This is a genomic window from Endozoicomonas numazuensis (assembly GCF_000722635.1).
Lineage (GTDB): Bacteria > Pseudomonadota > Gammaproteobacteria > Pseudomonadales > Endozoicomonadaceae > Endozoicomonas_A > Endozoicomonas_A numazuensis.
Window position 1 is genome coordinate 214243 of record NZ_JOKH01000006.1, and the last position, 25463, is coordinate 239705.

At 47.6% G+C, this 25463-nt stretch carries 19 protein-coding genes, 2 tRNA genes, 1 pseudogene and 1 CRISPR repeat array; of the genes and pseudogenes, 5 read left to right on the forward strand and 17 right to left on the reverse strand.

The features are described from left to right. Positions 1 to 1128: direct repeats of the CRISPR family, unit length 29 nt; unit sequence CGGTTCATCCCTGCGGGCGCAGGGAACAC. 108 nt (positions 1129 to 1236) lie between these two features. The 15 genes from cas2e to GZ78_RS21815 form a co-directional block, all read right to left on the reverse strand. Continuing rightward, on the reverse strand, positions 1237 to 1524 hold the full coding sequence (cas2e, locus tag GZ78_RS21745) for a type I-E CRISPR-associated endoribonuclease Cas2e (protein ID WP_034840900.1): 288 nt from the start codon (positions 1522 to 1524) through the stop codon (positions 1237 to 1239). Between the two features lies 1 nt (position 1525). Beyond that, a complete protein-coding gene (cas1e, locus tag GZ78_RS21750) occupies positions 1526 to 2446 on the reverse strand; it encodes a type I-E CRISPR-associated endonuclease Cas1e (protein WP_034840902.1) in 921 nt (306 codons plus the stop codon). Positions 2447 to 2520: 74 nt separating this feature from the next. After that, positions 2521 to 3357 (reverse strand): type I-E CRISPR-associated protein Cas6/Cse3/CasE, encoded by an 837-nt coding sequence (cas6e, locus tag GZ78_RS21755; RefSeq protein ID WP_034840905.1) that lies wholly within the window; start codon positions 3355 to 3357, stop codon positions 2521 to 2523. Further along, complete coding sequence (gene cas5e, locus GZ78_RS21760) at positions 3357 to 4139, reverse strand: type I-E CRISPR-associated protein Cas5/CasD (protein WP_034840908.1); 783 nt, start codon at positions 4137 to 4139, stop codon at positions 3357 to 3359. Before cas5e ends, cas6e begins: the two co-directional genes overlap by 1 nt. 9 nt (positions 4140 to 4148) lie before the next feature. Next, the gene (gene cas7e, locus GZ78_RS21765) at positions 4149 to 5216 is read right to left on the reverse strand and encodes a type I-E CRISPR-associated protein Cas7/Cse4/CasC (RefSeq protein WP_034840911.1); all 1068 of its coding nucleotides are present in this window, start codon (positions 5214 to 5216) and stop codon (positions 4149 to 4151) included. A gap of 36 nt (positions 5217 to 5252) precedes the next feature. Next, positions 5253 to 5798 carry a type I-E CRISPR-associated protein Cse2/CasB gene (casB, locus tag GZ78_RS21770; RefSeq protein WP_034840914.1) on the reverse strand — a complete coding sequence of 182 codons (546 nt, stop codon included), beginning with the start codon at positions 5796 to 5798 and terminating at the stop codon, positions 5253 to 5255. Continuing rightward, a complete protein-coding gene (casA, locus tag GZ78_RS21775) occupies positions 5798 to 7405 on the reverse strand; it encodes a type I-E CRISPR-associated protein Cse1/CasA (RefSeq protein ID WP_051786432.1) in 1608 nt (535 codons plus the stop codon). The genes casB and casA overlap by 1 nt, the downstream gene beginning before the upstream one ends. A gap of 154 nt (positions 7406 to 7559) precedes the next feature. Further along, on the reverse strand, positions 7560 to 10250 hold the full coding sequence (locus GZ78_RS21780) for a CRISPR-associated helicase/endonuclease Cas3 (RefSeq protein ID WP_051786451.1): 2691 nt from the start codon (positions 10248 to 10250) through the stop codon (positions 7560 to 7562). 459 nt (positions 10251 to 10709) lie between these two features. Beyond that, positions 10710 to 10786 (reverse strand) — tRNA-Val (locus GZ78_RS21785). 129 nt (positions 10787 to 10915) lie between these two features. Further along, positions 10916 to 11512: a DUF938 domain-containing protein gene (locus GZ78_RS21790; protein WP_034840920.1), complete on the reverse strand. Its 597-nt coding sequence runs from the start codon at positions 11510 to 11512 to the stop codon at positions 10916 to 10918. After that, positions 11509 to 13515 (reverse strand): excinuclease ABC subunit UvrB, encoded by a 2007-nt coding sequence (uvrB, locus tag GZ78_RS21795; protein WP_034840922.1) that lies wholly within the window; start codon positions 13513 to 13515, stop codon positions 11509 to 11511. The genes GZ78_RS21790 and uvrB overlap by 4 nt, the downstream gene beginning before the upstream one ends. A gap of 308 nt (positions 13516 to 13823) precedes the next feature. Further along, positions 13824 to 15017: an RtcB family protein gene (locus GZ78_RS21800; protein WP_034840925.1), complete on the reverse strand. Its 1194-nt coding sequence runs from the start codon at positions 15015 to 15017 to the stop codon at positions 13824 to 13826. Beyond that, entirely contained in the window at positions 15008 to 15832 is an 825-nt protein-coding gene (locus GZ78_RS21805; RefSeq protein WP_051786433.1) for a nucleotidyltransferase domain-containing protein, read from the reverse strand. Before GZ78_RS21805 ends, GZ78_RS21800 begins: the two co-directional genes overlap by 10 nt. Before the next feature lie 22 nt (positions 15833 to 15854). After that, positions 15855 to 17030 carry a slipin family protein gene (locus tag GZ78_RS21810; protein WP_034841132.1) on the reverse strand — a complete coding sequence of 392 codons (1176 nt, stop codon included), beginning with the start codon at positions 17028 to 17030 and terminating at the stop codon, positions 15855 to 15857. A 197-nt stretch (positions 17031 to 17227) separates the two neighbouring features. Then, positions 17228 to 17299, reverse strand: a tRNA-OTHER gene (locus GZ78_RS21815). A gap of 296 nt (positions 17300 to 17595) precedes the next feature. Here GZ78_RS21815 and rtcR point away from each other — a divergent pair. From rtcR to GZ78_RS30445, 3 genes and pseudogenes are all read left to right on the forward strand, one after another. Then, positions 17596 to 19197 carry an RNA repair transcriptional activator RtcR gene (gene rtcR, locus GZ78_RS21820; protein WP_034840929.1) on the forward strand — a complete coding sequence of 534 codons (1602 nt, stop codon included), beginning with the start codon at positions 17596 to 17598 and terminating at the stop codon, positions 19195 to 19197. Positions 19198 to 19413: 216 nt separating this feature from the next. After that, the gene (locus tag GZ78_RS21825; RefSeq protein ID WP_236631655.1) at positions 19414 to 20562 is read left to right on the forward strand and encodes a pyridoxal phosphate-dependent aminotransferase; all 1149 of its coding nucleotides are present in this window, start codon (positions 19414 to 19416) and stop codon (positions 20560 to 20562) included. Between the two features lie 203 nt (positions 20563 to 20765). Beyond that, positions 20766 to 21422: pseudogene (locus GZ78_RS30445) on the forward strand (transposase); the annotation flags it as partial. A gap of 163 nt (positions 21423 to 21585) precedes the next feature. On the opposite strand, the gene GZ78_RS27795 reads toward GZ78_RS30445, so the two are convergent. Together GZ78_RS27795 and GZ78_RS31075 are read right to left on the reverse strand one after the other, a co-directional pair. Then, on the reverse strand, positions 21586 to 21861 hold the full coding sequence (locus GZ78_RS27795; protein ID WP_081869986.1) for a hypothetical protein: 276 nt from the start codon (positions 21859 to 21861) through the stop codon (positions 21586 to 21588). Further along, the gene (locus GZ78_RS31075; protein ID WP_081869987.1) at positions 21839 to 21997 is read right to left on the reverse strand and encodes an IS1 family transposase; all 159 of its coding nucleotides are present in this window, start codon (positions 21995 to 21997) and stop codon (positions 21839 to 21841) included. The genes GZ78_RS27795 and GZ78_RS31075 overlap by 23 nt, the downstream gene beginning before the upstream one ends. Before the next feature lie 631 nt (positions 21998 to 22628). Between GZ78_RS31075 and GZ78_RS21840 the strand changes: the two genes are divergently transcribed. Both GZ78_RS21840 and GZ78_RS30450 read left to right on the forward strand, forming a co-directional pair. Next, on the forward strand, positions 22629 to 24965 hold the full coding sequence (locus GZ78_RS21840; protein ID WP_236631648.1) for a hypothetical protein: 2337 nt from the start codon (positions 22629 to 22631) through the stop codon (positions 24963 to 24965). Between the two features lie 102 nt (positions 24966 to 25067). Beyond that, positions 25068 to 25409: a hypothetical protein gene (locus GZ78_RS30450; RefSeq protein ID WP_051786436.1), complete on the forward strand. Its 342-nt coding sequence runs from the start codon at positions 25068 to 25070 to the stop codon at positions 25407 to 25409. Positions 25410 to 25463: the final 54 nt, after the last annotated feature.

Here is a 25463-nt window from a genome sequence, read left to right on the forward strand (position 1 = left end):
CGGTTCATCCCTGCGGGCGCAGGGAACACTGCCCTGAGCAACAGCTCACGGTAAGCACAAACGGTTCATCCCTGCGGGCGCAGGGAACACACCCTGATGCGATATTGCTGACCTCTGATCAGCGGTTCATCCCTGCGGGCGCAGGGAACACCGCTCGAAGATAGAACGCAAGTCACGTTCAACCGGTTCATCCCTGCGGGCGCAGGGAACACATTACAGACGCAGATATCAAGGGTTTGGGACCCGGTTCATCCCTGCGGGCGCAGGGAACACTCCTGCTGTAAAATCATCACCTGATACGACACCGGTTCATCCCTGCGGGCGCAGGGAACACCGTGATGAGGTAATCACCAATCTGGATATTACCGGTTCATCCCTGCGGGCGCAGGGAACACACTTCACCCAACTCTCTAACTTCCAATGTTTGCGGTTCATCCCTGCGGGCGCAGGGAACACTGAAGCGGATCGTTTGGCGGCGATCAATGGCGCGGTTCATCCCTGCGGGCGCAGGGAACACACGATGAAGATTCAGCTGAGGGAAAAGCGTACCGGTTCATCCCTGCGGGCGCAGGGAACACATCGGATAATCACGTTCACCTTCCAGCCACACCGGTTCATCCCTGCGGGCGCAGGGAACACGCTGAACTTGTTTCACTTCGATCTGACGATAACCGGTTCATCCCTGCGGGCGCAGGGAACACCGTTGCCCAGCCGTTTATTGACCAACTCAATGCGGTTCATCCCTGCGGGCGCAGGGAACACTGCAGCGAGCTTATGACCGGCAGAAGGTAGGGCGGTTCATCCCTGCGGGCGCAGGGAACACTGGTTTATGTGATAGGCCGTTGCCCTATTGCCCGGTTCATCCCTGCGGGCGCAGGGAACACATGTTGGCTCAAGGCTCCCTCAATGATGAATCCGGTTCATCCCTGCGGGCGCAGGGAACACTGTCCTGTTTTGTTTGACATAAAAAGAGCGTTCGGTTCATCCCTGCGGGCGCAGGGAACACCAACATCAGGCCGTTATTGTCACCCTCTAAGGCGGTTCATCCCTGCGGGCGCAGGGAACACAGCATCATTAGGTGTGTAACCTATCCGAAAACCGGTTCATCCCTGCGGGCGCAGGGAACACTCTAAAAAAATACATTATTAAATCAGTACGTTGCAAGACCTAAATATTCCACCAGCAAATTCAGCAAAAAATTCACTGAAAAAATTCCATTGTTAAAGAGCAAATTGATCATTCTTCGGACTGAAAAAGAACCAGCCTTAAACCATCTTCCTCAATGGGGATTCTTCTGTTTTTGCCGTAGGTCTGAAAATCAAACCCGGATTCAGTGTTGGTTGCCCAGGCCATAGCCACGTTACCATCTTCAGCAAGTGCAGTGATCTGCTCCCAGATCATCTCCCTGATTCTTATGGAAACATCGCCAACATAAACACCTGCCCTTATTTCCAGTAACCATACGGCAAGCCTGCCTCTTAATCTTGGTGGCACATTTTCCGTCACAACAACCAGCATACTCATTTCAGCTACTCCTATGACCCGTGTCCCCTATAGAAACAGGCTCAGGAATGGCCGGTGGCTGTGCATCTTCTGGAGGTGGAGGTGGCGTGATTTCTCCAGCGGCCAGAATTTCTTCAATGGTGGGAATGATTTTTCTCAGTAACCGTGTTTTACGAAAACTGTCACGACAAGCGATACGTACATCTCTATCTGGACTATGGGTACCTTTGGCTGCAATCTGAAACGCCACAGGCACTACTGTCTCGAATTTAAACAGGTCAGCAATGTCATACACAAACGCTTTCGGTTTACCGGAATGGATAAAGCCAATCGCAGGCGCATATCCCGCCGCTAACACCGCAGCTTCCGTAACGCCGTAGAGGCAGGCGGTAGCGGCACTTAAACATTTGTTGATGGTGTCTCCGGATTCCCAGTCTTTTGGGTCATAACTTCGTCCCTTCCATTGCACACCATATTGTTTTGCCAACAGCTGATAGGTTTTTCTGACCCTGGCACCTTCAATGCCTCGCAACTGATCCACGGAGCGGCGAGAAGGGGCTGGCTCACCAAAACGAAATTCAAACATCTTGCGAACCACTTTTAGCCTCAGTTCTTCATCCAGTGCCAGTTTTGCCTGATAAAGCAATTTATCTGACCTTGCTCCACCCGGCTGTCCGGCAGAGTAAAGTCGAACACCGGACTCCCCTGTCCAGATCAAGAGCGTACCGGTTGTGGCCGCCAACTTAACAGCAGCATGAGATACCCGAGTACCTGGTTCAAGCATGATACAAACGACGGAACCTACAGGGATATGCTTTCTGTCTCCCTTGACTTCATCAACCACAACGAAGGCACCATCGCGGACATCAATCCGGCCTTTGCTGACAAAAACCATGGATACCCGATCTTTGATCGGGATGGGTTTCAGGGGTATGAATGACATTCGCCCTCCGGGTGGCCTGTTATTGGAATTTATTCCGCTGTTCTATCAAAAGCTTTCTTGAGAGAATCGCCAGACTACATCGGGCGAATAAGCATCAGTCCACAACCAAATCGTTTTGCCGGACCAAAGCCTTTATTGAGCTGTGATACAAAAGTATTTGTATCAGTTACCCGAAGAACGCCCTGATAGTCCATGCTACTGTAACCCGCGTTGCGTTTCTGTTTGACAGTACTCAGTGAATGCCAGAGATAGCCTGTTGCCTGAGTCTGTTCCAGTTCGAAACCACCTGCTTCAGCCTTTTTCTCCAGCCAGTTAACTGCCGCCAGATCAGCTTTCTGCTGCTGCTCTTGCATAAAAGCTTCACGGCGGGCATGTTCCTTAAAAGCCGGAAGTGACAGCAGTTTCTGTTGTAACTGTTTGCGGTCCAGATTATTTCGAAGCGTTCTTCGCTGCTTTTGTTGACCAAGATGTTGCTCAAGATACACATCACCTTCGGTCACCACCCCGTTTTCAAAACAGTGCTGCAGGAGATGCTGATATTTAGCATCCATCACTACATCATGACGAGCTGAGTTTTTTTTACCCTCCTGACGCTTGGCTACAGTTGGATTAGCTCGCAGATGAAACGACAGCCGATCACCATTATGCAGCTTTGGCTGAAAAGGTTTGGAGTCAACCCTAAAGAGAGGTGAATTTTCACTGGGCGGTTTATGAGACAACGCATAAAACAGCGGCCAGCTTTGGACAGTGTTCTGCTGTTCACGACTATTTTCTTCCCGGAACAGATATTGCCCATCCGGGAATAAATCCCATAACAGCTGATGCATGCCATAGCTGTCTCGGCGAAGCAGCCTGCCCAACTGGGTTTGCTCCAGCAATGCGGGTGTGAGTTGTATTCGGGATAAATACATCAACTATCCTCTCTTACCGTTAGTTGCTGAAGCCATAGGTTTTCTTTCCGGGGCTGAAACTGCCAGCGTCGACGAGATAATGGCTGGTCATGGCGTACTAGTTGATGCACCTGGCTGGCTGGCACTTCATCGGGCTGGGCAAAATCTGTTAACTTCCCCTGCCAGTAATAGTGACAGGCGTTGTCTTTCTTCAGAAAACGCTCATCGGTCGCCCAGTCGTACTCTCTGCTAAGTAACTCTTTAGGTTGGTAATCCGTCAGTGCCTTAAGGAAACCCTCCGCCTCCATCAGTTCAGGTTGTAATGGTGCTGCCAGAGGGCAGGCTTTGCGGCCAAGGTATAGGTGAAACATTGGTTTCAACAACGCCTGCTGTAGTTGCTGGAGAGACCAGTAAGCTTGCTCACTGGCTCTGATAGCCACTATTGCCAGCGCATCGGTGCGATATTCCCGGCTGGAGAGGACTGTCCCTAAGGGCTTTTTCCCTAAAACAATTTCATCCCGCCGTGTCCGAAAATGAAAGCCTTTCGCTTCATTTTTAGGAGCCTGCGCTGTGTGATAATCCATGAGAAAACCACCAGCAGAAACCTGTTTAACGGCAATGGAATAATCCTGCGCCAGAGCCTGCTGAGAAGATTCATCGCCACGGCGTATACCCAGCGCCGCTCCCAGTAATCCAAGAATGGCTGATTTGCCAGGGTAGCTGGCACTATGGCGATTTTCGCCCAGTGCTATCTCCCCCCAGCTGGCCATAGGGCCATAGAGTCGAAAAAGCAGATAGTTCATCCTCTGCTCCTACTCTGCAACAAAAGCCAGAAGCTCTTGAAGGCTGCCTTCACCTGTGATGGCGTTTAGAGAGCTGTAGACATCAGCACAATCACCATAAACACGGTTAAAGTTGTCACGCTGTTTTTCCAGAGCCTGTACAGCTTCTGTCGCATAATCTTCAGCGTACTTATTCACTGGCTTCAAGAAAGCAACAGAAAGTGAACGCGGTTGCTGGTCACCCTTTTCTGCCAATACATAGGACGCGTAAGCCCGACTGCCGAAACTGTTTTGCTTACCTTGTGGGGACACTTTAACTGCCGCTTCGGTTAATGCAGCAATGGCCTTATTAGCCAGCTCAATATCGCTATTCAGGTTTTCGACCAACAGTTCTTTGTTGATACAGATGTATGAGTAGAACAACCCAGCGGCAAAACCTGTTTCACCAATATGAGCAGCACCGGCATCTTCACTGCCGTCATTCAAATCATCAACAGCGGTAAAGTAGTCATCTTCGATAGTGACAGGGTGAACAGATATAGCGTGGGCGACCTGACAAGCCGCTTCTTGACCAAAATGCTGCTTGCCTTTTACTGCCAACATCCGACCAAACATTGCAATATCAACACAGTGACTATTTTCCCGCAGCAAGTTCAGCTCTTCTGTTTTAGGAGCCCTTTTTTCACTTAACAGGGCAGAAACCAGCTCTTGAACTGCGTTATATTCATCCCTAGATAAATGGACAGGTTGTTTTAAAATAGTTTCTTTATATGCATTCGTTTTATCTTTACCTTCGGTATCAGCAAAAGCAGAAGCTATCTCTTTACCCCATAAAACAGCATCTTTTTCCTTTATTCCATTCTCACTAAACTTTTTTGCCGCATCATAACCCATGCGTTTTGTTCGAGTGCCAATATGGTTTCCTAAAGCACGTTCAAATAACTCTGATGTTTTCCAAGATCGCTTCAGGCTCTGGGAAGAAACCCTGAGACGATCTGTGCCACCCATTTTGGCGGTTTTTGGCCGTCCAAGATCATCACGATTAAGGTTTGCGGGTGGGTAGGAAGTGAGCAGATGCAGTTGCAGAAAACGGCTCATAATGATATCTCCTTCAAATAAAAGGTTAGTTCGCTATCAGTCTTTGAATGCAGCGTAATAGTCACTGGCCCACCTTACAGCCAGCCGATCCTGAGGACGTGAAGCCGGTGCAAACCGGAACTCCCTGAGCCAGTGCAGGATGCTGTCGGCCAGAGAGAGAATATTCACCTTGCCACCGAGCAGATCAACTGCGCGACAGAGGCGGGTAAAAAATTCCTGCTCAGTACGGCTTTTTTGTAACTGCTGAAATCTCAATTCACTCATGGGCACTTTGCCGCCTTTTTCCTTTGGCTTTGCCAGGCTGGTTGCAAAGCTCTGTTCTGGTGAAGCGTCTTTCACCCGGGCAAGCACAGCGGCTACCATGGCTGCATCTGAAAAACCAATTCCGGTCGCATCCGGTGCTACGCCCCAGTAACCCGGCATTTGCTGTAAAAAGCCAGCAAAAGCGGAAGTGAGTAATACATCATCACTGTTGGATACACGCCGCAACCGGGCTCGTTCTCCCCGATTGTCTTGCAGCGACTTATGCCAGGTTTTTAGTGCCTTTTGGTCGTTTTCATTTATTATGTGATAGGTCTTCATTAAGCGACCTCCGGTTCTTTAGCTACTAATTCTTGCATTTTCTTAACACAAGGTATGCGATAGAAGTTTTTCTCTAGTGAATTTCTGGCATTGGCTATCCGCCTCATATTTTTTCCTTCAAAGTCACTGGTCAGCACTGTTTGATCAAACAACTCTGTATAGGTGCTTGAAATCAGTTGAAGCCAACTTTGTGCTACTTTTGAAGGGAAACGGTGATTATCAATACTATCTATAAGATCAGATAAATTTTTATAAAATTCAGTTTCAGCCATTTTCCAAAAGGCAAGTTCAAGATATTTAGTTTTCTTAAAAGCAGCTATAGCTTGCTTATTTCGTTCTCTTTCTGCTTTATCATTGCCCCACCACGCCTCAGAGACAGCAACGTACAGTTTTTCAATTGCTTTTTCAGTGACTTCAATGAGCATAAATGTCCACTCAGATAGTACCGTCTTTTTCTCATTTGCAACACGCAGTGCAGGTATTTTTTTATTTATGAAGCCCAGTACTTTGGCACTCTCTGCTCGATAACCAAAACACCACAATGAAAGGTCATCAATATTGCGCTCATAGAGAGCAAGCTGAACAACAACTGCTGGTGAGATTTGTTTTCCCTGATAATGCATGCCGCACACAATTGATGGCCAATCGGAGAATCCGTAAGAAAAATCCACTCCTGCCAACGCCTTGGGGAATTTATTTTTCTTTTCTTCCAAAACATAAGGACTTAGTGGATGAACCCAGCCATCGGCGTAGAAAACACCATCTTTGATTCTTTTATAAGTTTTTACCCCCGTAGTAAGAGACTCTCCTGAAATATCACAAAATCCGTTTACTTTCTCTACTTGCAAACAAATCCTTCTAGGTTGAGTCCAGTAATGCTGTAAAGGGTTTGTATCAGCAGGGGATGTTTTCTCTTTTTTAGGACTTATTCTCGTTTTCGTTAACCATGGAAAAATAAACTCGGCATTAGCTTTTTCCCAGTCTCCACGTATTAGAAAACCACTTTCTCGATCAATAATGTTAAGCCAGAGTTTTTGCCACAATAAGGATTCATAGCCTGTAGTTAACAAAGTAGTTACAGGGCCATTGTGACGCAACCCAATCCTGTGTTTTCCCCATGCTAAAACACCTGTTGTTTGTGTATCAAACAAAGCGATTGCAGCCCAATAAGGCGAAACAACCCTTGTTACTCCAGTTTTTACAAAAAGGTCAGTATTTTTGTCTCTTGTATTAACGCTCAATTCTCCGCCAATAATATCCTCAATGGGTAAACTGTCCCCTTCAAAATCTTCAAAATCCTGCATAAATGCAGGCCCATCGCTTATATCAATATTGAAAGCCTGCCTAACTGACTCAAAAGCCTTTTTAAGAACCTGTGCATCCGGAACAGTGTCCCAACACTCAAACCACGCCTCATCATCTTCCGGCGCGAAAGTAGTTTGCAAAAGTCCAATCAAGAACTGATACAAAGCGCCCTGAAAGTCAACCCTGGGGGCGTTGATCTCAATCACAGGATTTTCGGTTTCGGCAATTTGCCAGGGAGCGATTTTACAGGGGCTGCCGTCTTGCCGGGTAACAGGCAACCACTGATCTGAAATAAGGTTCATTACTCAGTACCTCTGTAAGCTTGTACAAAGATAGGCATTTTATTCATTTTGTTTCCTTTAATGCAGACATCCCTGTCTAAACTCACTGACGTTATTTCTCTGATGCTAAGAGATGAACCGCTTAGCAGTTTGGTAAACAAAGTTGTTCCCTGCCTTAGCAGGGTTTTCGTCCAAAATCCCAGCCACTTTGTGCCTGATACAGATGTTCTGTTTCAGGAACCAGGGGAAACATCTGAACATACTTTAAAGAAATTATTTCCTGTTTGAGTTGCTCTATGACAGGTAACCAGATTTCAGGAATCAGAGATCTGGCCTTTTCCCACTCATGGACTGGCAGTTGAATCTGGCTAAGCCGCCAGCGGTGGTTTGGATTTTCGTTTTCTGCCCAGGGCTTTAACTGGCCACTGTCGTCCGGCATCACCAGTACCACAGCGAGAGTTTCTACTTCATTGAGCCGGGTTGGGGTATGGATCTCTTCATCCCAGACATTGGCAGGGCCACCACTTTTCGAGGTGTAGCCCGGTTTCAGCTCAAGGCAGTTGAATTCACCTATATTTTTCCTGGATTTATCTTCCCCCTCTGCTTCAAAACTTTGCTGCTGCAGGCATTCTGGAATATCTGACTGTGCTTCATCGCCATAAACCCCCTCGATTAAACGCCGAGCATCTTCGGGCATAGCAAACCCTTGTTTTTTGAGAAGTAAACGCGCCGTCAACCAGAGCTGACCAGTGTGGAAATAAACGCTCTGGGTTCCGGGCAAGACAGACCTGAGCCATTGTTCACTATTTACTGAATCCGGATCAGGTGAATGCAGGAACAGACAAGGCGGCGGGCGCTGGTCAATTTCATTTGTATTTAGCAGGTTCCCATGTGAATCACGGCTATGCCTCTGCAAACGGCCTGCACGTTGAATCAGCAGATCAATAGGGGCCAGATCGGAAATCAGTTGATCAAAATCCAAGTCCAGACTTTGTTCTACTACCTGAGTAGCAATCAGCACCCGCCCTGCTCTTTGTTCTGCTCCAGATTTTTTACCAAACCGTTCCAACACATTGCCTTCAACAGTTTGCCGGTCAATCATGGCAAACCGGCTGTGAAATAAAGACAGGTTCTCAGAATCAATGCGCGGGTCATTCAAGAGTTGCTGATAGGCTGCCCGGGCATCTTTAACAGTATTGCGAATCCAACAGATACAACGCCCCTGCGCCACTACTTGAGCAATTTGTTCAACCGCCTCTTCCGGGTTATTCACCCTTTTAACCTGAACTTTACGTTTTACGCTGTCACGGGTAGGGAGTGCCCGTTTATTAAACCCATGATCAGAGACATAGCTGACCAGCGGGTATTCTTCCGTCTCAGACAACCCAGACAATGGAAGCTCCCTGCCCTCAAGGTAAGCATCCAGCAACTCTTTGCGAAACTGAAACGGTAAGGTAGCCGACAGCAGGACGACACTGCCCCCCTGGGCAGCATGGAATTTTAACAGGGCGGTAAGGAGCTTCCGCATGTATGAGTCATAGGCATGCACTTCATCCAGTAGCAAAACCTTCCCCTTCAGCCCCAGCATCCTTAACGACTGGTGACGTGCAGGCAGCACTGCCAGCAACGCCTGATCAATAGTGCCTATGCCGACATCAGCTAACAGTGCTTTTTTTCGGTTATCTGCTAACCATTGGTTGCAATAGGCACTGGCTGACTGATCGCCAGAACCGTAATTATGATCATCTTCCTGCCCAGAAAGCTTCACTGATTCCTGAAACTTTTCGGATAACTGGCTGGCACCATGAGCAAGTATCAAAGAGGGTTTAGGTTCTCCCTGAAACAGGGACTGATAACTCTTACTGAGTCGGTTATACATCCCGTTGGCTGTCGCCATAGTGGGCAAACCAACATATAAACCTTCTGCCAGCCCCTGATTCATTAAACGATGAACCAGAACCATGGCCGCCTCTGTTTTCCCCGCGCCAGTAACATCTTCAAGAATAAATAACTGTGGACTTTGGGGAATATCTACCGTTTGTGCAAACTGCTGAAGAGGTGTCGGCTGCTCAATAAAATCGAACTGCTGTTTAATCGAAGAAAAAGGATTAATGGCTTTAGGTTGAAATTCAGCTTTTGTCAGAACTTCTTTTGCACGGGGCAGTGCCACCTTACTCCAATATTCCTGTAAAGATTGCCGGGTGCATTGGTATTTAAATACTGTTTGATCAGAACCCAACCAGTCCGCCAGGACTGCGACTCCGGCCAGTTGCCATGACGTTTTTCTGAAACGTTTTCGGCAAATTGTCTCCAGCGGAGAAAGATCAGGTAACCAATACTCAGCAGCGGCTCTGAAAAAAGCTTCGGCTGCTGGAATGTCTTCGTCAGGAACCAGAGATGTTGTTACAGCCCTTACTAGTGGCTGTACTGGTTTCCCATGATGACCACAGACAATTTCCAGCCAGCCGTCAATATTACGCTGTGTTTTACCAACAGGGATAATATCGGTTAGTTTTTTTCGCAGCTCTTTTTGCCAGAGGCCATAGCCTAAAGAATCATGTCGAATCTGTTCATTATCAATTACAGCAAAGGGTACCAGATCATCGGATAACCCGGTCACCTTATTTTGAAAGCTCCGGGCAAATTTACCCAGATCGTGCAACATCAGACAAAAAGTGAACCATTGCTGCAACCATTCAGGCTCTACTTTTAACTGTTCAGCCAAAGATTTGCACAGTGTTTTTTGTGGGTCTAACAGACACCGTCCAACCGCAGCTACATCAAGACAATGATAAACCAGCAAGTGATAACTGTTTTTATCATCCTGATCTTTACTGGCTTTGCCCCAATAACGGTAGAAAGACATATTTCTTTCAACTCTATGTAGCATGGAGTTGTTTATTATACGTATTTACTCTGTACACGACAGTTTTCCATGAGCTCCTGTTCCATCTTGGTTCAAAGAGGAGCGACAGTATTTTGAGAAACTCGTTAAACCCTGTTTCAGGATGCGCTGAAGGTGATCCAGCCCTGCACGAAAAAGGGTTTGCGCTTTTCACGCCCCTTAAGGGCTTGAATTTATGAATTCAGAGCAGGCTTTAATCACGAATATGTTCAGATGCTGATGGGGCACTCCACTGGAAAAATAACGACAGAGTACCAGGAAGGGCACGAGATCCGATACGAGTCTGTAGAGGCTGGGCTGAGTTTGAAAGGCTTAGAAATTTGATCGTTATTTTTCGAGTTTTTTACGATAATTTTACGACGAGCATAAAAAAGCCCACTATAAAAGCGGGCTTTTCTTCAGTGATTTCAATCACTTATTTGGTAGGCGGTACTGGAGTCGAACCAGCGACCTTTACGATGTCAACGTAACGCTCTAACCAGCTGAGCTAACCGCCTGAAGTTGCTGCGTATATTATCAACGCAGCTGAAAAATGCAAGCCCCGATTCCTGATTAATCTAAAAGAAAATCAAACGTTTAGAAGAAAAGACCAGTACTATCGTTTGTACTTACATTCTGAACAAGCATCATCGTACGGGTTTCTTAAACACCAGACAGCGATTGTTGGCGGGCATAGCAATATCCTGAAGGAGCGACAATCCAACCCTGCCTGCCAACCTTTCTATTGCTTCGAAATCACGAATAGCACTGTTGGGGTCTTGCTGTTTCAGCCATTCATCAAATCGGGCATTACTTTCACTGGAATACTGCCCCTGATAGTTAAAAGGCCCGTAGAGACAAACCAGACCACCGTCCAGTAACACTCTGCCAATCCCTGCAAAAAGCTTCTCAACTTCCTTCCAACTCATAATGTGCAGAGTATTTGCCGTAAAAATATTGTCTGCCTGCTGGATGGGCCAATCTGAATTAACATCCAGCTCCAGTGGTGGAAAATAGTTACTCAAGCCACTGGCCTGCCGTCTTGCTTCAATCACTGCTAAATGCTCAGCCCTGTCAGTGGGCTGCCAATGAATAGCTGGCATAGAAGAAGCAAAGAATTCAGCGTGCTGACCAGTGCCGCTGCCAATCTCCACGACACTGACAGCTTTTTCAAAGAGAGGTCGAATCACTTCCAGAATGGGCTGTTTGTTTTTTTCACAGGCTTCTGAGAAAGGTAAACTCATTTTAATACCCGATCCCTGAGTCTGGCGACCTGATCACGGACGGCTGCCGCTTCTTCAAACTCCAGATTCTGAGCATGTTGCATCATCTGATCTTCCAGTTTCTTGATCTCTTTAGCCAGTTCGTGTGCGGACATTTCTCGATGATACTCTGCTTTTGGCTCAGCCACTTTCCTGCCAGACTGCCCTTTCTTCTTACCCGGAATGACAGCGCCTTCAAGAATATCTGCCACAGATTTGTGAATACTCCTGGGAGTAATACCGTGCTCTTCGTTATAGGCCAGTTGCTTCGTGCGACGACGATCGGTTTCATCCATAGCCCTCTGCATCGAACCGGTAACCTTGTCGGCATACAGAATAGCCCGGCCGTTTACATTACGGGCTGCCCGGCCAATCGTCTGGATCAGCGAGCGTTCGGAACGCAGGAAACCTTCTTTATCGGCATCCAGTATCGCGACCAGGGAGACTTCTGGCATATCCAGACCTTCCCTCAGCAGGTTGATCCCTACCAGCACATCAAAAGCGCCTATCCTCAAATCCCGGATAATTTCTACCCTTTCTACTGTATCAATGCCTGAATGCAGGTAACGACAGCGCACACCATTTTCATGAAGATAATCGGTCAGATCTTCTGCCATGCGTTTGGTCAGGGTTGTGACCAGAACCCTGTCGCCTTTAGCGACCGTTTTATTGAGTTCGGTAAACAGATCATCAACCTGTGTCGTGGCAGGACGAATTTCAATCTGCGGATCGATAAGTCCAGTAGGCCTTACCACCTGATCAACAATCTGCCCCTGGTGCTCGGCTTCATAAGGGCCGGGGGTTGCGGAGACAAAAATAGTTTGTGGTCGTCGTCCTTCCCACTCTTCAAACTTCATAGGCCGGTTATCAAGGGCAGAAGGCAGCCTGAAACCATACTCAACCAGCGTTTCTTTGCGTGACCGGTCTCCTTTATACATGCCTCCCACCTGAGGCACGGTGACGTGAGATTCGTCGATGACACACAGTGCATTATCAGGAATATAATCAAACAACGTAGGAGGCGCTTCGCCGGGTGTTGCGCCCGACAAATAGCGGGAATAGTTTTCTATGCCGTTGCAATAGCCCAGCTCCAGCATCATTTCCACATCGTACCTTACTCTTTGCTCTAACCTTTGAGCTTCCACCAGTTTGTTGTTGTTCCTGAGTACCTCCAGACGCTCTGACAGCTCTTCCTTGATGGCATCTGTAGCTTCGATGATGGTCTGGCGAGGGGTTACATAGTGTGTTTTGGGGTAAATCGTGACTCTGGGCATTTTTCTCAGCACTTCACCCGTCAACGGGGCAAATTCACTGATCTCTTCGACTTCCTCATCAAACAGCTCCAGCCTGATGGCTTCTTTTTCAGATTCCGCCGGAAAAATATCAATAACATCACCACGCACCCGGTAGGTCGCCCTTTTCAATTCCGTGTCATTGCGGGTGTATTGCAACTCAGCCAGTCGACGCAAAACTTCTCGCTGATCGATCATTTCACCCCGGGAGATGTGCAGCATCATTTTCAGATAAGACTTGGGATCACCCAGACCGTAAATCGCTGAAACCGTTGCTACGATAATGGCATCTTCCCTTTCCATTAACGCCTTGGTGGCAGAAAGCCTCATCTGCTCAATGTGCTCATTGACCGAAGCATCTTTCTCTATAAAGGTATCTGAGCTGGGAACATAGGCTTCTGGCTGATAGTAGTCGTAATAGGAGACAAAGTACTCCACCGCATTGTCAGGAAAGAACTCTTTGAATTCGCCATATAATTGCGCCGCCAGGGTCTTGTTATGAGCCATAACAATCGTGGGTCTTTGCAGCTTTTCGATCACGTTAGCAATGGTGAAGGTTTTCCCCGAACCGGTCACCCCCAGCAGGGTTTGGCAAGCCAGCCCCGAATTAATGCCCATCAGCAGCTTCTCTATGGCTTCGGGCTGATCCCCTGAAGGTTGAAACTTCGATGATACCTTGAATGTCTTTCCCATATATGTCCACTGGCAAAAGCCGCTGAGAGGGTCTTGAATCTATTGCTGATTATAAACAGCACCGGACAGGAAATGCAGCCGGGCATAACGTTTCGGGCAAGATACCGGAACACTTCGGGGACGAATCAGCCTGTAAACGGATAAAAAGCTTCAGGTGAAACCTATAACTGAGCAGCCCTTTACTACCCGTATTCGAGGCATTTTGATAATGACTTCGATAGATAAATCAGTGCGATCAAACCAATGCCAGTCGCCACGGTGACAACGGGCAAGGCTGTAGCATAAGGAATCCAAAGGCTCCCCTCTCATTACCCTTTAACATTGACCACCTGTCTCAGGGTATGAACTACTTCCAGCAGATCGGTCTGGAGATCCATTACCCGATCGATGTTTTTGTAAGCAGCCGGTATTTCATCGATAACGCCTTTATCTTTACGACATTCGATGCCTTCTGTCTGCTCACGCAGGTCCTTCTGGGTAAACGAGTTTCTGGCAGCGGTTCTGGACATGGTTCGTCCTGCACCATGGGCACAGCTACAGAATGATTCGGCATTCCCCTTGCCACGAATGATGTAGGAGCGAGCGCCCATGGAACCAGGAATAATACCCAGATCCCCTTCCCTGGCACGGATAGCGCCTTTTCGGGTCACCCAGACTCGGTCACCGTCGTGGATTTCACGCTCCACAAAGTTATGGTGACAGTTGATGGCCTCACGAGTCACCGAAAACTTCTTGAGACGATGCTTCAATGATCGCAGTACGGCATTCATCATGTGCTCACGATTCTGCATGGCATAATCCTGAGCCCAGGCGACCGCTTCCACATAATCATCAAAGTATTCGCTACCCTCTTTCAGATAACCCAGCTCTTTATCCGGAAGATGGATCTGGTGTCGCTCCATTTCCCTTCTTGCCAGACGAATAAAGTACTGACCAATCATATTGCCGATGCCACGACTGCCGGAATGCAACATCACCCAGACATCGTCGTTTTCATCAAGACAGAGCTCGATAAAGTGGTTTCCTGAACCCAGGGTTCCCAGCTGACTGGCAAACTTTCGAGCATTACCGTGTCGGGAGATACCCGAATGCTTTTCCAGAATATGACTGAGCCTCATGGCCAGTGCTGAACCACCGGCCAGCTGCTCATTTTTATGGGCCCCACCCGCTCCCAGCGGGATGGTTCTCTCAATGTCATTCCGGATCTGATACAAGTTATCCGGCAGGTCATGCGCTTTCAGTGAAAGCCTGACGGCATTCATCCCGCAACCAATATCCACACCCACAGCAGCGGGAATAATGGCATCGGTTGTAGCGATGACCGAACCCACAGTTGCACCCCGGCCCAGGTGGATATCCGGCATGCCGGCAACATGTTTGTATATAAACGGCAGGCTGGCCACCCGACGCATCTGCGCCAGGGCTTCATGCTGTACCTCATCGGTCCAGATCTTAACCGGTTTTTGCTGATCCTTCGCGGCCAGCAGCGTGACTACAGGCATAATTGCTTTCCTTTTGCTGCCTCCCCTGTTTCAGGCCGGTCATGAACCCAGGCTTTAAACAGGGGATTTAAACGGTCTTCCTGTTCTTTATGAGCGGGTATCATCAAGGATTTTTCACTGCTTCCCAGTCGCTCCAGCTCTTTGACAAGAAATTCATTAATCGGGGCTATCGGGGTGGAATAGTCTGCCTCCAGAGAAGCTCTCTTCTTCTTGAGCAGCGCTTCTATAGAAGCCATCAATCCACCTTCCGACAACAAGCCCCTGGCCAGGGTTTCAAAATCCAGTGGCGGTATGGTGTAGTATGTTTCTATCCATTTCATACACAACACTGGCCTCAATACATAGAAGTATTTCTTTAGTCGAACCCTGTCACCTTTCAGGTAATCCCGAAAATTACCATTAGCCATATGGAGATAGTGATAAAAGCCGGCTCTGGGCGAATAGTATTTATCCAGTACCCTGGTCATTGAGCTTCTGAAACTACTGACCTCTTTGTAGACATAATCAGAATTCAGCCACTCCACCAGCGATGGATTGGACTTTTTCATCAGTTTGAGCGCCTTGCGAAGGTCCCAACCACTGACATCCAACTCATCGGTGATCGGCTTCTCGATCACATCTCGCTTATGTTCGACATTGATCGTCAGATACCAGTCTGCGGGCCTGACATACAGGAATCGAACATCGTAATCGCTGTCTGGGGAAGCAAAACCCCAGGCCCGGCTTCCGGATTCACAGGCGTATAGCACTCGAACATTATGTTCTTTTTCTATGAGTGCAAGCTCTTCCAGAACTCTGTTTTTCATAGCTTTCATTGGATGACTCCTACCCAACCTTTCAACCCAGCCTGACGGTCTGTTTCATCAACTGGTCGATGCCACCGTAAACATTCAGGTTCTGAACTTTTTCAGACACCTTTTCCAAAGCTTCCAGCTCTTTTAACCGGAGCAGAATGGCGTTGTTCTCCATCATTTTCGCGGTATTGTGCAGACTCCGGGTCGCTGCAGTTTCTTCCCTTCTCTTAATCACGTTCGCTTCAGCCGCTTTCTGGGCTTCAACCACCCGGTTGAGAATCGTCCTGATCTCGCCGGGCAGGACAATATCCTTCACACCCACCCGCTCCAGCCGGATGCCTTCTGCCTCCAACTCTGCGACCACCTGATCTTTGACCGTGGTATTAATGTGCAGTTTGTCTTCCAGAAGCTGATCAAGTGTTCTTGTGCCTACCGCTTCACGCAGAGCTAATTGCAAAGCCCGGTAAGCAAATGCTTCGTGATCGGACTGACTTTCAGCCACCTGTCGTGCATCAACAATTCTCAAGCCCGCTGTCAGGTTGACCCGGATAGATACCCGATCTTTGGTCAGAATTTCCTGCCCTGACACTTCCAGGGTTTTCTGACGCAGATCCAGCAGTTTGACTTCCATCTCATGATTGATCTGCCAGAAACCATAAAGACCTGCCTTCAACTCCTGCTGCAGAACACCATCGACATACAGCATGCCTATGTGGCCTGCGGGGACCACAGATTCCAGAACAGGTACCTGCAAGCGACTACCGGGCTCCACCAGTAACCTTTGAGATTGATTGACGTTTCTGAGCCTGATTTCATTCAGTAAAGAGCGATCCACTTCCAAACCTTCTGAAAGCGACACCTTTTTTAACTCCAGTTTTCCGGCTTTTTTCCATACCAGAAGCGTGCCACCGGGAAAGGCAATGCCCTGCAGAACATCGTTGTGGTACAGCAGCCCTACTTCATTTTTGTCGACTCTCCATTCATGGAGCAGTTCGGCAATTTCCTGGTGATCCCGCACCATTTGCAGCGCACTGGGATCATCAAAGTAGAGATCATTGCTATCAAAGCTGTTGATCTCCAATGTGCAGAGTCTGCCGTGAACATGATGACGACCAGCCGACAGAACCTTTTCAAATTTTTTATTGCGATACAGTAAGGCCACTTCATTCTCGGCCACGGTAATCTGTTTGCCGAGCCAGGTGTTTTCTATAACTGCCATTTTCATTACCTCCAGCAGTTTGTTTTTTATCGAGAATAAACAGGGGCAACCCACTTGCCAGACATCAGCCTGCTCCGGGGTAAACTATCGGGAACCTTTCGGTTTGCGACGCATCATGCCGGAGCTGCAGACACCACACAGAGGTCGGTGCAGCTGTTAATTCATTAGTTTTTTGAGCAGGACATGCCTGCGAATCATGGGTTACGTAGCGGGACTCGAACCCGCAACACGAGAAATAATTCCCTGCTATACCATTTAGCTATACGTAGTAGTCAGGAGTCGAACCTGAGCCCTTGGGCTTTCCCATGTCAGCGGCGGAATACGTTTTGGCAGACCACACGCACCGGAGTGTTATTCGAAACACGTCAAAGCTGACGGCATAGGTATTTCAAGGTGCGTGCCAAAAATTTAAAAACCCCAACAAAAAGATCATATCCAATTGTTTTTATTGAATTTATTTTTATCACCGTCTTTTTTGTTGAACAACCAATGAAGCCCCATGCAAACAGAATCTATTTTTTGTGATATTTTTATATCTTTTTAGATATTCATGAATTGATTCGCAATGACTAAAAAGAACGTAGTGATCAGTATCCTGGGTGTTATTAAAGACAATAAAGGCCGGGGATCAAAGCGCTGGCAGACTTGGCGCCCCAATGTCAGTCTGGTGATGCAGGATGATTTCAAGGTTGATCGCCTGGAGCTGCTTTATGATCCGGAGTACTTCAGAATGGCCGGCAAGGTGGTGGCTGATATCCAGTCGGTATCGCCTCATACCGAAGTGGTTCTGGTTGAAGCCCCCTGGGCAGACCCTTGGGATTTTGCTGAAATTTATGGTTGGTTCGATCAATACACCCGGCACTACCCGGTTAAAACCGAGAGTGAAAACTATTTCCTGAATATCACCACCGGAACCCACGTTAATCAGATCTGTATGTTTCTGATCAGTGAGGCCCGTTTAATTCCTGCCAGCCTCCTACAGGTTTCTCCTGACTTAGACGCAGAAAACCGGGCTGTCGGCACCCTGAGAATCATCGACCTGGATCAGGCGAAATACGATGCACTGGCCAGCCGCTATCAAGAACAGGCGCAAACCGGCCAGGACTTTCTGAAGTCCGGCATTAAAACCCGAAACGCTGCATTTAATACCCTGATCGCAGAAATTGAGCAGGTAGCCATTGCTTCCTCAGACCCGATTCTGCTGGAAGGCCCCACAGGTGCGGGTAAAACTCAGTTAGCTCGAAGAATCTATGAACTGAAAGCCAGTCGAAATGATGTGATGGGCAAATTTGTATCCGTCAACTGCGCTACCTTGAGGGGTGATGGGTCTATGTCGGCCTTGTTTGGTCACAGCAAAGGGGCCTACACCGGAGCCCAGCAAAGTCGGGAAGGTTATTTGAAAAATGCCCACCAGGGGATTCTGTTCCTGGATGAAATTGGCGAGCTCGGTCTGGATGAGCAGGCCATGCTGCTGCACGCCATTGAAGAAAAGCGCTTCTACCCGGTGGGCAGTGATAAAACCGTGTTCAGTGATTTTCAACTGCTGGCAGGGACTCACCAGGATCTTCAGCAGGCGGTCATTAAAGGCACTTTCCGGGAAGATCTAATGGCCCGTATAAACATCTGGAGCTGGAAACTGCCAGGACTGACCGAACGACTGGAAGACTTTGAACCCAACCTCGATTTTGAACTGCAACAACACGCGCGACAAAAGAACAAACAGGTGCGCTTCAATAAAACGGCTCGCGCCGCTTATATGCGGTTTGCCACCCAACCGGATAGTTCCTGGTCATCCAACTTTCGAGACCTGACGGCCAGTGTGAATCGAATGGTAACGCTGAGCGAGGGTGGTCGAATCAATGAAGAGAACGTCAACAGAGAAATCTCTCGTTTACAGCAACGCTGGCAACCGGCCAAAAACCAGCATGACTCCTCAGTAGAATTGTCCGATTATCTGAGCGAAGAGCAACTGACTTCAATTGATCAGTTTGATCAGTTGCAACTGGTTAATGTCATACATATATGCCGACAATGCCGCTCCATGGCAGAAGCTGGCCGCAGGTTATTTAATGTCAGCCGATCAGAGAAAGTCAGCAGTAATGACTCTCACCGGTTAAGAAATTACCTCTCACGGTTCGGATTAACATTCAAAAACATAACTGAATAGAAAATGACACAAATATGAAACTTGTGTGTCGGTTTTCAGATGGCGCAGTGTACAAGCGTTGTGTATGATGCGCAGTGCTGATGCATGATTCCCTGATAAGACAGCTTGTCAACCTCGAGAAGTTCGCACAGGAATCCGTATCAGCCTGATTTCATAGGGTTTGAATAACGATTAATGAGGAACATCGTGACTGGTCAACCTTCCCACCGCGTTCAGATGGTTAAGCCATCCCCCACTCTGGCAGTCACTGCCCGAGCCGCTGAACTTCGCGCTGCCGGACAAGATATTATTGGCCTGGGTGCCGGTGAACCCGACTTCGACACCCCTGATCACATCAAAGCAGCTGCAATCAAGGCCATCAACGAAGGAAAAACCAAGTACACTGCCGTTGACGGTACGGTAGAACTGAAGCAGGCCATCATTGACAAGTTTAACCGCGATAATGGTCATTCATATGCTCCAGACCAGATTCTGGTTTCCTCTGGTGGAAAGCAGAGTTTCTTCAACCTCTGTCTGGCCCTGATCGACAAGGGTGATGAAGTCGTTATTCCCGCCCCTTACTGGGTGTCCTACCCGGATATGGTGGCCATTGCCGAAGGTGTGCCTGTCATCGTCAAGGGTACTATGGAGAATCGTTTTAAACTGACTCCGGATCAACTGGAAGCAGTCATCACCCCCAAAACCAAACTGGTTGTTCTGAACAGCCCATCCAACCCATCCGGTACTGCGTACACCCGCAAAGAGCTGGAAGGTCTGGCTGCAGTTCTGCTGAAGCACCCTCATGTCATGGTCGCTACGGATGATATGTACGAGCATATCCTCTGGAGTGACGAGCCTTTCTGCAACATCTTGATGGCCTGCCCTGAACTGTACGACAGAACTATTGTTCTGAACGGTGTTTCGAAGGCTTACTCCATGACCGGATGGCGTATTGGTTATGCCGGTGGTCCAGCCTGGCTGATCAAGAACATGAAGAAGATCCAGTCTCAGAGCACTTCAAACCCCTGCTCTATTGCCCAGGCAGCCGCGACTGAAGCGCTGGCGGGCCCACAGGATTGTGTGAAGGAAATGCTGGTAGCCTTCAAGAAGCGTCATGACTATGTCGTCGGTCGTCTGAACAAACTGCCGGGTGTTTCTACCATTGAAAGTGACGGTACCTTTTACGCTTTCCCTGATTTCAGCGAAGCCATGAAGAAGCTGGGCTTTGAAAAAGACACACAGCTGGCAGAAATGCTGCTGGAAAAAGGCGTGGCTCTGGTACCGGGTTCTGCCTTTGGTATGGAAGGCTGCATGCGTCTTTCCTACGCTACCAGTGACAAAGCCCTGGAAAAAGCTCTGGATCGAGTGGAAAGTGCACTGATCTGATGATTTACTCAGGAGCAGTTTCCCACTGCTCCTGCCACCTTACAATGAAAGCCCTGACCTTATTCACTTTAACACTTCTTCTGCTTTGCCCCTTTCCAACGTTGGCTAACTGGAAAGATACCGCTGAATACATCGACCATTTAGTTGCCACAGGTAAAATACATCGACCATTTAGTTGCCACAGGTAAAAAAGCGACAGTCTCAACGAGTATTTCGACACACTTCCCGATGACCAAAAAGAGGGTATTAAGTGCGTAACGATGGACATGTCCAAGGCCTATATAAAATCAGTCATGGAGAATGCTCCACAAGCAGATCAGAAGATCGCACTTGATAAACTTCATATTGCCCAATCTCTTGGAAGAGCGGTCAACAAGGTCAGGATAGAAGAGAATAAAACCCTGATAAACCAAGGGGTAGAGCTGCTTAAGGGAACTCGCTACTCGTGGTTGACCAACCCTGAAAACATGTCCGAAGAGCAGTGGGATAACTTTGAGCCACTGAGAAACTCAACGCTTAAAACCGCTCGCGCTTGGGCTATCCGGCAAATGGCCATGAGCTTGTGGAATTACAAGTCCAGAGTTTGGGCGATTAAGGCTTGGAAGAAGTGGTTATGCTGGACGCAGAGATGTCGTCTTGAGCCGATCAAAGAAGTTGCCAAAACGGTTAAAAAGCATTTATGAGGTATCATCAATGCCATTGTCCTTGAGGCCAATAACGGACGGGCAGAAGGAGTTAACAGCAAGATTCAGAGTTTGAAGAATCGGGCTTGTGGCTTCAGGAACCGTGAACGATATAAGACAGCGATCTACTTTCATCTTGGAGGGTTGGATTTGTATCCCTCTGGCTTACATCGTTGAAAACTACCCACTTAGGAATAGTCCCAAAATAACTTCCTAATTCAAATCTGCTCAAAATCCGTTCGGGCTGAAGCTTGTCGAAGCCCAATACCATAACCCTTCGACAAGCTCAGGGCGAACGGAATCCGGGTGAAAAATCGGGAAGTTATTTTGGGGTAAATCCTTAGAACGGGGAAGACCCAAATTCTTGGACGCCGTCGCCGCTTTGGAAACACTGCCCCAGTACATAGCGTACCTGGAGATCGTCTTTCTGGTCGTGGCTGGAAACACGACAATAGCACAGTGTTGAGGCCGCTTCGTTGGTGAAACTCATCAGCTCGGCCACGTCATAATAGCGGGTGCCGCCCCAGGTCTTTAGGGCAGGAAACAGCCTGTTTCCAGCCCCCGACCCATTAATCACCATCTCAATAATTTTTTCAAGTGTCAGGTTTGTTGCCATTATAAATGTACTCAAGCTGGAAAGAATGATGGCAACCATTGCACAGAAAACGCTGAATACCTGTAGGAGCCTTGCCATTTCTTGAGGCACCTTGATGCTGCTGGCAGTGTGGGCATTTAACGAGAATCATAGCCATAGTACTGCTTTCTGTCTGCAATCACAGCAGTACCAGGGAATGCAGGTCAGATCAACTCAACGGTTCTGAGGCGTCACTATTTTCATCTCCTCATCATGAACGACAGTGCTTAAGTAATGGGTTCACTTCATGATAGAAATAGGCTTTGCCTTTAGGGTTACGTCATTTTGGAAGAGATTTAATCAGTGCAAACCTGTCTATACTGTCTACGATTGATAACAACCTCCTCTGGCCACAGCCCTTGGTGCCAAGAGAAAACATATCAACAGCACTGAAGCCGTTATTGATGACTATCAGTTTTTTTAGACGCACGCTCAGTACAAATATGCAATCTATCGGTGTGTTTGTTACCAGAATAATTGTTGCCTTCATTTTGTTTTTGATTGCAGGCAGTGGTCAGGCGACAGAGCATCAGGTCGTCGACTCCTATTATGGCGCTACCGAATATTACGAAAATGAGATTATATTCTGGCCTGGAGCTGTAAAAGAACAGATCACCAGCTATCAGGAAAGCTATGAACAGAGTTATTTCTCAGGGTGGGCTATCTTACGTATGGCTCCCTATGTACTGGCAGTGCTTGGGGTATCCATAGCAAATACACATCAGTCTGCTGGTAATCTGTTTAGGAAAATGGGTTCAGTGCTGGGGATTACTGTATACGGAATCTATAATGCCTTAGATCAAATAGGCTGGCCTTTTGAGTTGTTTTTGTCTTATGGGATGGGAAAATATACTCTTTCCATAGTTACCCAGCATCAGGCGTCTTTAGCTCAGGCAACTGCATCGGTTTATCCTGTCATGTTTGAGCCAGAACCTCTCATGGCTTACCTTATTGATGAGCCTTATACTCGCGTTGATGAGCCTTATTCCCGCGCCTCTTCCCAATCCATAAAAAAACTTCGGATATTTACAGACTGCGACACAGAGTGCTTCAAAAAAAAACGTAATTCCCGCAAACCCAGCCCTGCCTTTAAACTAGCTCAGTATCTGTCGGAAAAAGATGCGAATATAGAGATTATCTTTCACGATAGTTCAAAAGAAAATCCGGCGTCTCAAGGGCTATCGGTTGTAGACATTAATGTAAACTTCCAAGCTGTGGGCGTCCCTGACAGACATTATGTGATGACTACATCCGGCCATCACTGGCTAGAAAATATTCTGTTTGGCAAAGAGCGTTGGGTCAATGCCCAGAGTTATGTTTCCTTCCTTACAGATGAGATGCTTGAGCAGTTTTATGTCTTGCTTTCGGGCTCAGACAACTCATCTAAACAGCCTTATATGCCGGTTCCGGATTTTTCAGATCAGACAAAAAACCGTACGGTTCAGTATGATGATGAATCCCACTGTCCATACCTGAATCTTGGGAATTCAAACTGGCTGATACCAAACAGGCAGGATGTATTTGGCACTATGGCAGAGGAGATAGAGCATTACTCCACTTCTACTTCTGAATACACTCCAACAGCCATGGAACACTACGGTTTAGTGATGAGAGTTCGCTCTCCAGCACTAAAAGACTGGCAAAAATTCACTCAGCATAATTATTTACAGGGACAGCTAAAACTGATAGGTGGTCGTATTTTCTGGGCAGCACTTCCTTACGTACTGGAATTAGGCTTCAGACAGCTTTCTATGCTTTACCTGTTAGAGCACAAGAGAAGAGTCGAAATCGGAGTCAACACAGCAATAGGTAAAGCTCATCAAACCGGTCAGATGCTTAATCTGGCCCAATTTCAAGCTCCGGCCCCGGGAAATGGTTTGAATATTCACAACCCGCCTCCTGACGTAAGACCTGAACCTCATAATCACAATGAGATAACAGGTGAATATCCTCAGTTTATTACACTGTTACGGCAGGGTATCCAAGACAAGAACTGGAGATCCCCGAAGCTGATTCAATCCTACAAAGACTGGCTTGGTGATCTACATGTTCGTTTGCGGATTATGCTACCGGTATTGCGTGAGGCATTGAAACAACAGCCGCCGAATATTGAAAGCCTTCGTTCGCTCCTCAAAGTATATGGCCTTGAGCTCGTACTCGTGCCGAATGCAGGCCAAAAAGAATATGATAAAGTATATCCTCTCTACCCCCATCTGCCTGCATTAGGCAGAAAGACAAACGCAAACCCCGCTATAACAGAGCTGTTGCAACCTCTTATTTTGAACAGCCCCTTTTCCGAATCAGAATTTATAACGTTTTTTGAATTTGTTACCCGGCAGTATCTGTCGGACCCCACACGAAACATCAGAGAAGAGCCACCAAAAACAGCACCTTTGGAATTCCCTGAAGATAAACCTGCTACTACATTTCAAAGAACAGCGGCACAGCCGCCCACTTCCCTCCACCGGCCACCTGTTCCGAAAGCTGTTTATGATCGTCATGAGGACTTTGCCACTAAAGAGGTTCTGAAAAATGAGGTAAAAAGAGACCTTGACCCTCTGAAACAGGCAATGCACAGTCTTATTACAGTTTGGCCAGACTGCGATCAATGTAAGCAAAAAATAATCAATTTGGAGCAGGCTGAATGCTGCGGCTTGCTCCGCTGCTTAAGTTGCATGAAGACTTCTAATGTGTGCAGGGATTGTAATAAATCACCAATTATCTACTACCATGATAAAGGCCAAGCCAAATTACTCTTGAAAAAATCCAAAGAGATAGCATCAACCATGAGTTCCATAGAAGGGCTAAAGGCTCCTCAGTGCGATCAGTGCCAAAAAAAAGCATTCCCCATTTTTCATAGTTACCCTTGCAATCATTTCTTCTGCATAGAAGATGTAGCGACATATGGCAACTATTTCCTCAAGAACTCACAACCGCCTGCCTGTAAAGTAAAGGACTGTGGGCAGCCAATAGAATCTATTGTCATAGACCGTAAGCAATGGAATAATCCGGACATTAATCCTGAAGCTAAAACAGTACAATGGAGATACCTCTACTTTAAGAACCAGTCACCTCGGAAGGAATAATTTCCAACAGGAGGTCCCATCACCCGTGCCTGAAGTAGCCTGATTAATCCTGGATCATCGCCGTATTATCACTGCATGGCACGGTGCGTTCGCAGGGCTTGCTTGCGTGATGAGGATCATTTGACCGGTAAGAGTTTTGAGCATCGGTTCCATGCCAGCCGACCTCTGGCAAAGCTGATTCCTGCCAATCAACAGGAACGAGCTGCCCGAGATTGGATGGAAGAGCAGTTCTGGCATTTATACGATGATGTTGAGACTTATTACCAGGCTCCTACGGCAGAGAGACAGGCTCAGATAGAACATGACTTTAATCGCTGGGTAACGCAGGTTGACTACCCCGATCTCCGGTTTGTGCTGGGTAAGCTTCACAGGGTACGTGAGGAATTATTGCTGATATTGGAACATCCATGGCTGCCTCTTCATAACAACCTGAGAGAGCGATAGACCAGGGAGTATGTAAAACGGCGAAAGATCAGTGGTGGAACTCGGAGTACTCTC

Excerpts from the sequence above, each read along its gene's own strand:
- cas2e (WP_034840900.1), bottom strand. The coding sequence starts at position 1,524 with ATGAGTATGCTGGTTGTTGTGACGGAAAATGTGCCACCAAGATTAAGA.
- cas1e (WP_034840902.1), bottom strand. The coding sequence starts at position 2,446 with ATGTCATTCATACCCCTGAAACCCATCCCGATCAAAGATCGGGTATCC.
- cas6e (WP_034840905.1), bottom strand. The coding sequence starts at position 3,357 with ATGTATTTATCCCGAATACAACTCACACCCGCATTGCTGGAGCAAACC.
- cas5e (WP_034840908.1), bottom strand. The coding sequence starts at position 4,139 with ATGAACTATCTGCTTTTTCGACTCTATGGCCCTATGGCCAGCTGGGGG.
- cas7e (WP_034840911.1), bottom strand. The coding sequence starts at position 5,216 with ATGAGCCGTTTTCTGCAACTGCATCTGCTCACTTCCTACCCACCCGCA.
- casB (WP_034840914.1), bottom strand. The coding sequence starts at position 5,798 with ATGAAGACCTATCACATAATAAATGAAAACGACCAAAAGGCACTAAAA.
- casA (WP_051786432.1), bottom strand. The coding sequence starts at position 7,405 with ATGAACCTTATTTCAGATCAGTGGTTGCCTGTTACCCGGCAAGACGGC.
- GZ78_RS21780 (WP_051786451.1), bottom strand. The coding sequence starts at position 10,250 with ATGTCTTTCTACCGTTATTGGGGCAAAGCCAGTAAAGATCAGGATGAT.
- GZ78_RS21790 (WP_034840920.1), bottom strand. The coding sequence starts at position 11,512 with ATGAGTTTACCTTTCTCAGAAGCCTGTGAAAAAAACAAACAGCCCATT.
- uvrB (WP_034840922.1), bottom strand. The coding sequence starts at position 13,515 with ATGGGAAAGACATTCAAGGTATCATCGAAGTTTCAACCTTCAGGGGAT.
- GZ78_RS21800 (WP_034840925.1), bottom strand. The coding sequence starts at position 15,017 with ATGCCTGTAGTCACGCTGCTGGCCGCGAAGGATCAGCAAAAACCGGTT.
- GZ78_RS21805 (WP_051786433.1), bottom strand. The coding sequence starts at position 15,832 with ATGAAAGCTATGAAAAACAGAGTTCTGGAAGAGCTTGCACTCATAGAA.
- GZ78_RS21810 (WP_034841132.1), bottom strand. The coding sequence starts at position 17,030 with ATGGCAGTTATAGAAAACACCTGGCTCGGCAAACAGATTACCGTGGCC.
- rtcR (WP_034840929.1), top strand. The coding sequence starts at position 17,596 with ATGACTAAAAAGAACGTAGTGATCAGTATCCTGGGTGTTATTAAAGAC.
- GZ78_RS21825 (WP_236631655.1), top strand. The coding sequence starts at position 19,414 with ATGGTTAAGCCATCCCCCACTCTGGCAGTCACTGCCCGAGCCGCTGAA.
- GZ78_RS27795 (WP_081869986.1), bottom strand. The coding sequence starts at position 21,861 with ATGGCAACAAACCTGACACTTGAAAAAATTATTGAGATGGTGATTAAT.
- GZ78_RS31075 (WP_081869987.1), bottom strand. The coding sequence starts at position 21,997 with ATGGCTATGATTCTCGTTAAATGCCCACACTGCCAGCAGCATCAAGGT.
- GZ78_RS21840 (WP_236631648.1), top strand. The coding sequence starts at position 22,629 with ATGGGTTCAGTGCTGGGGATTACTGTATACGGAATCTATAATGCCTTA.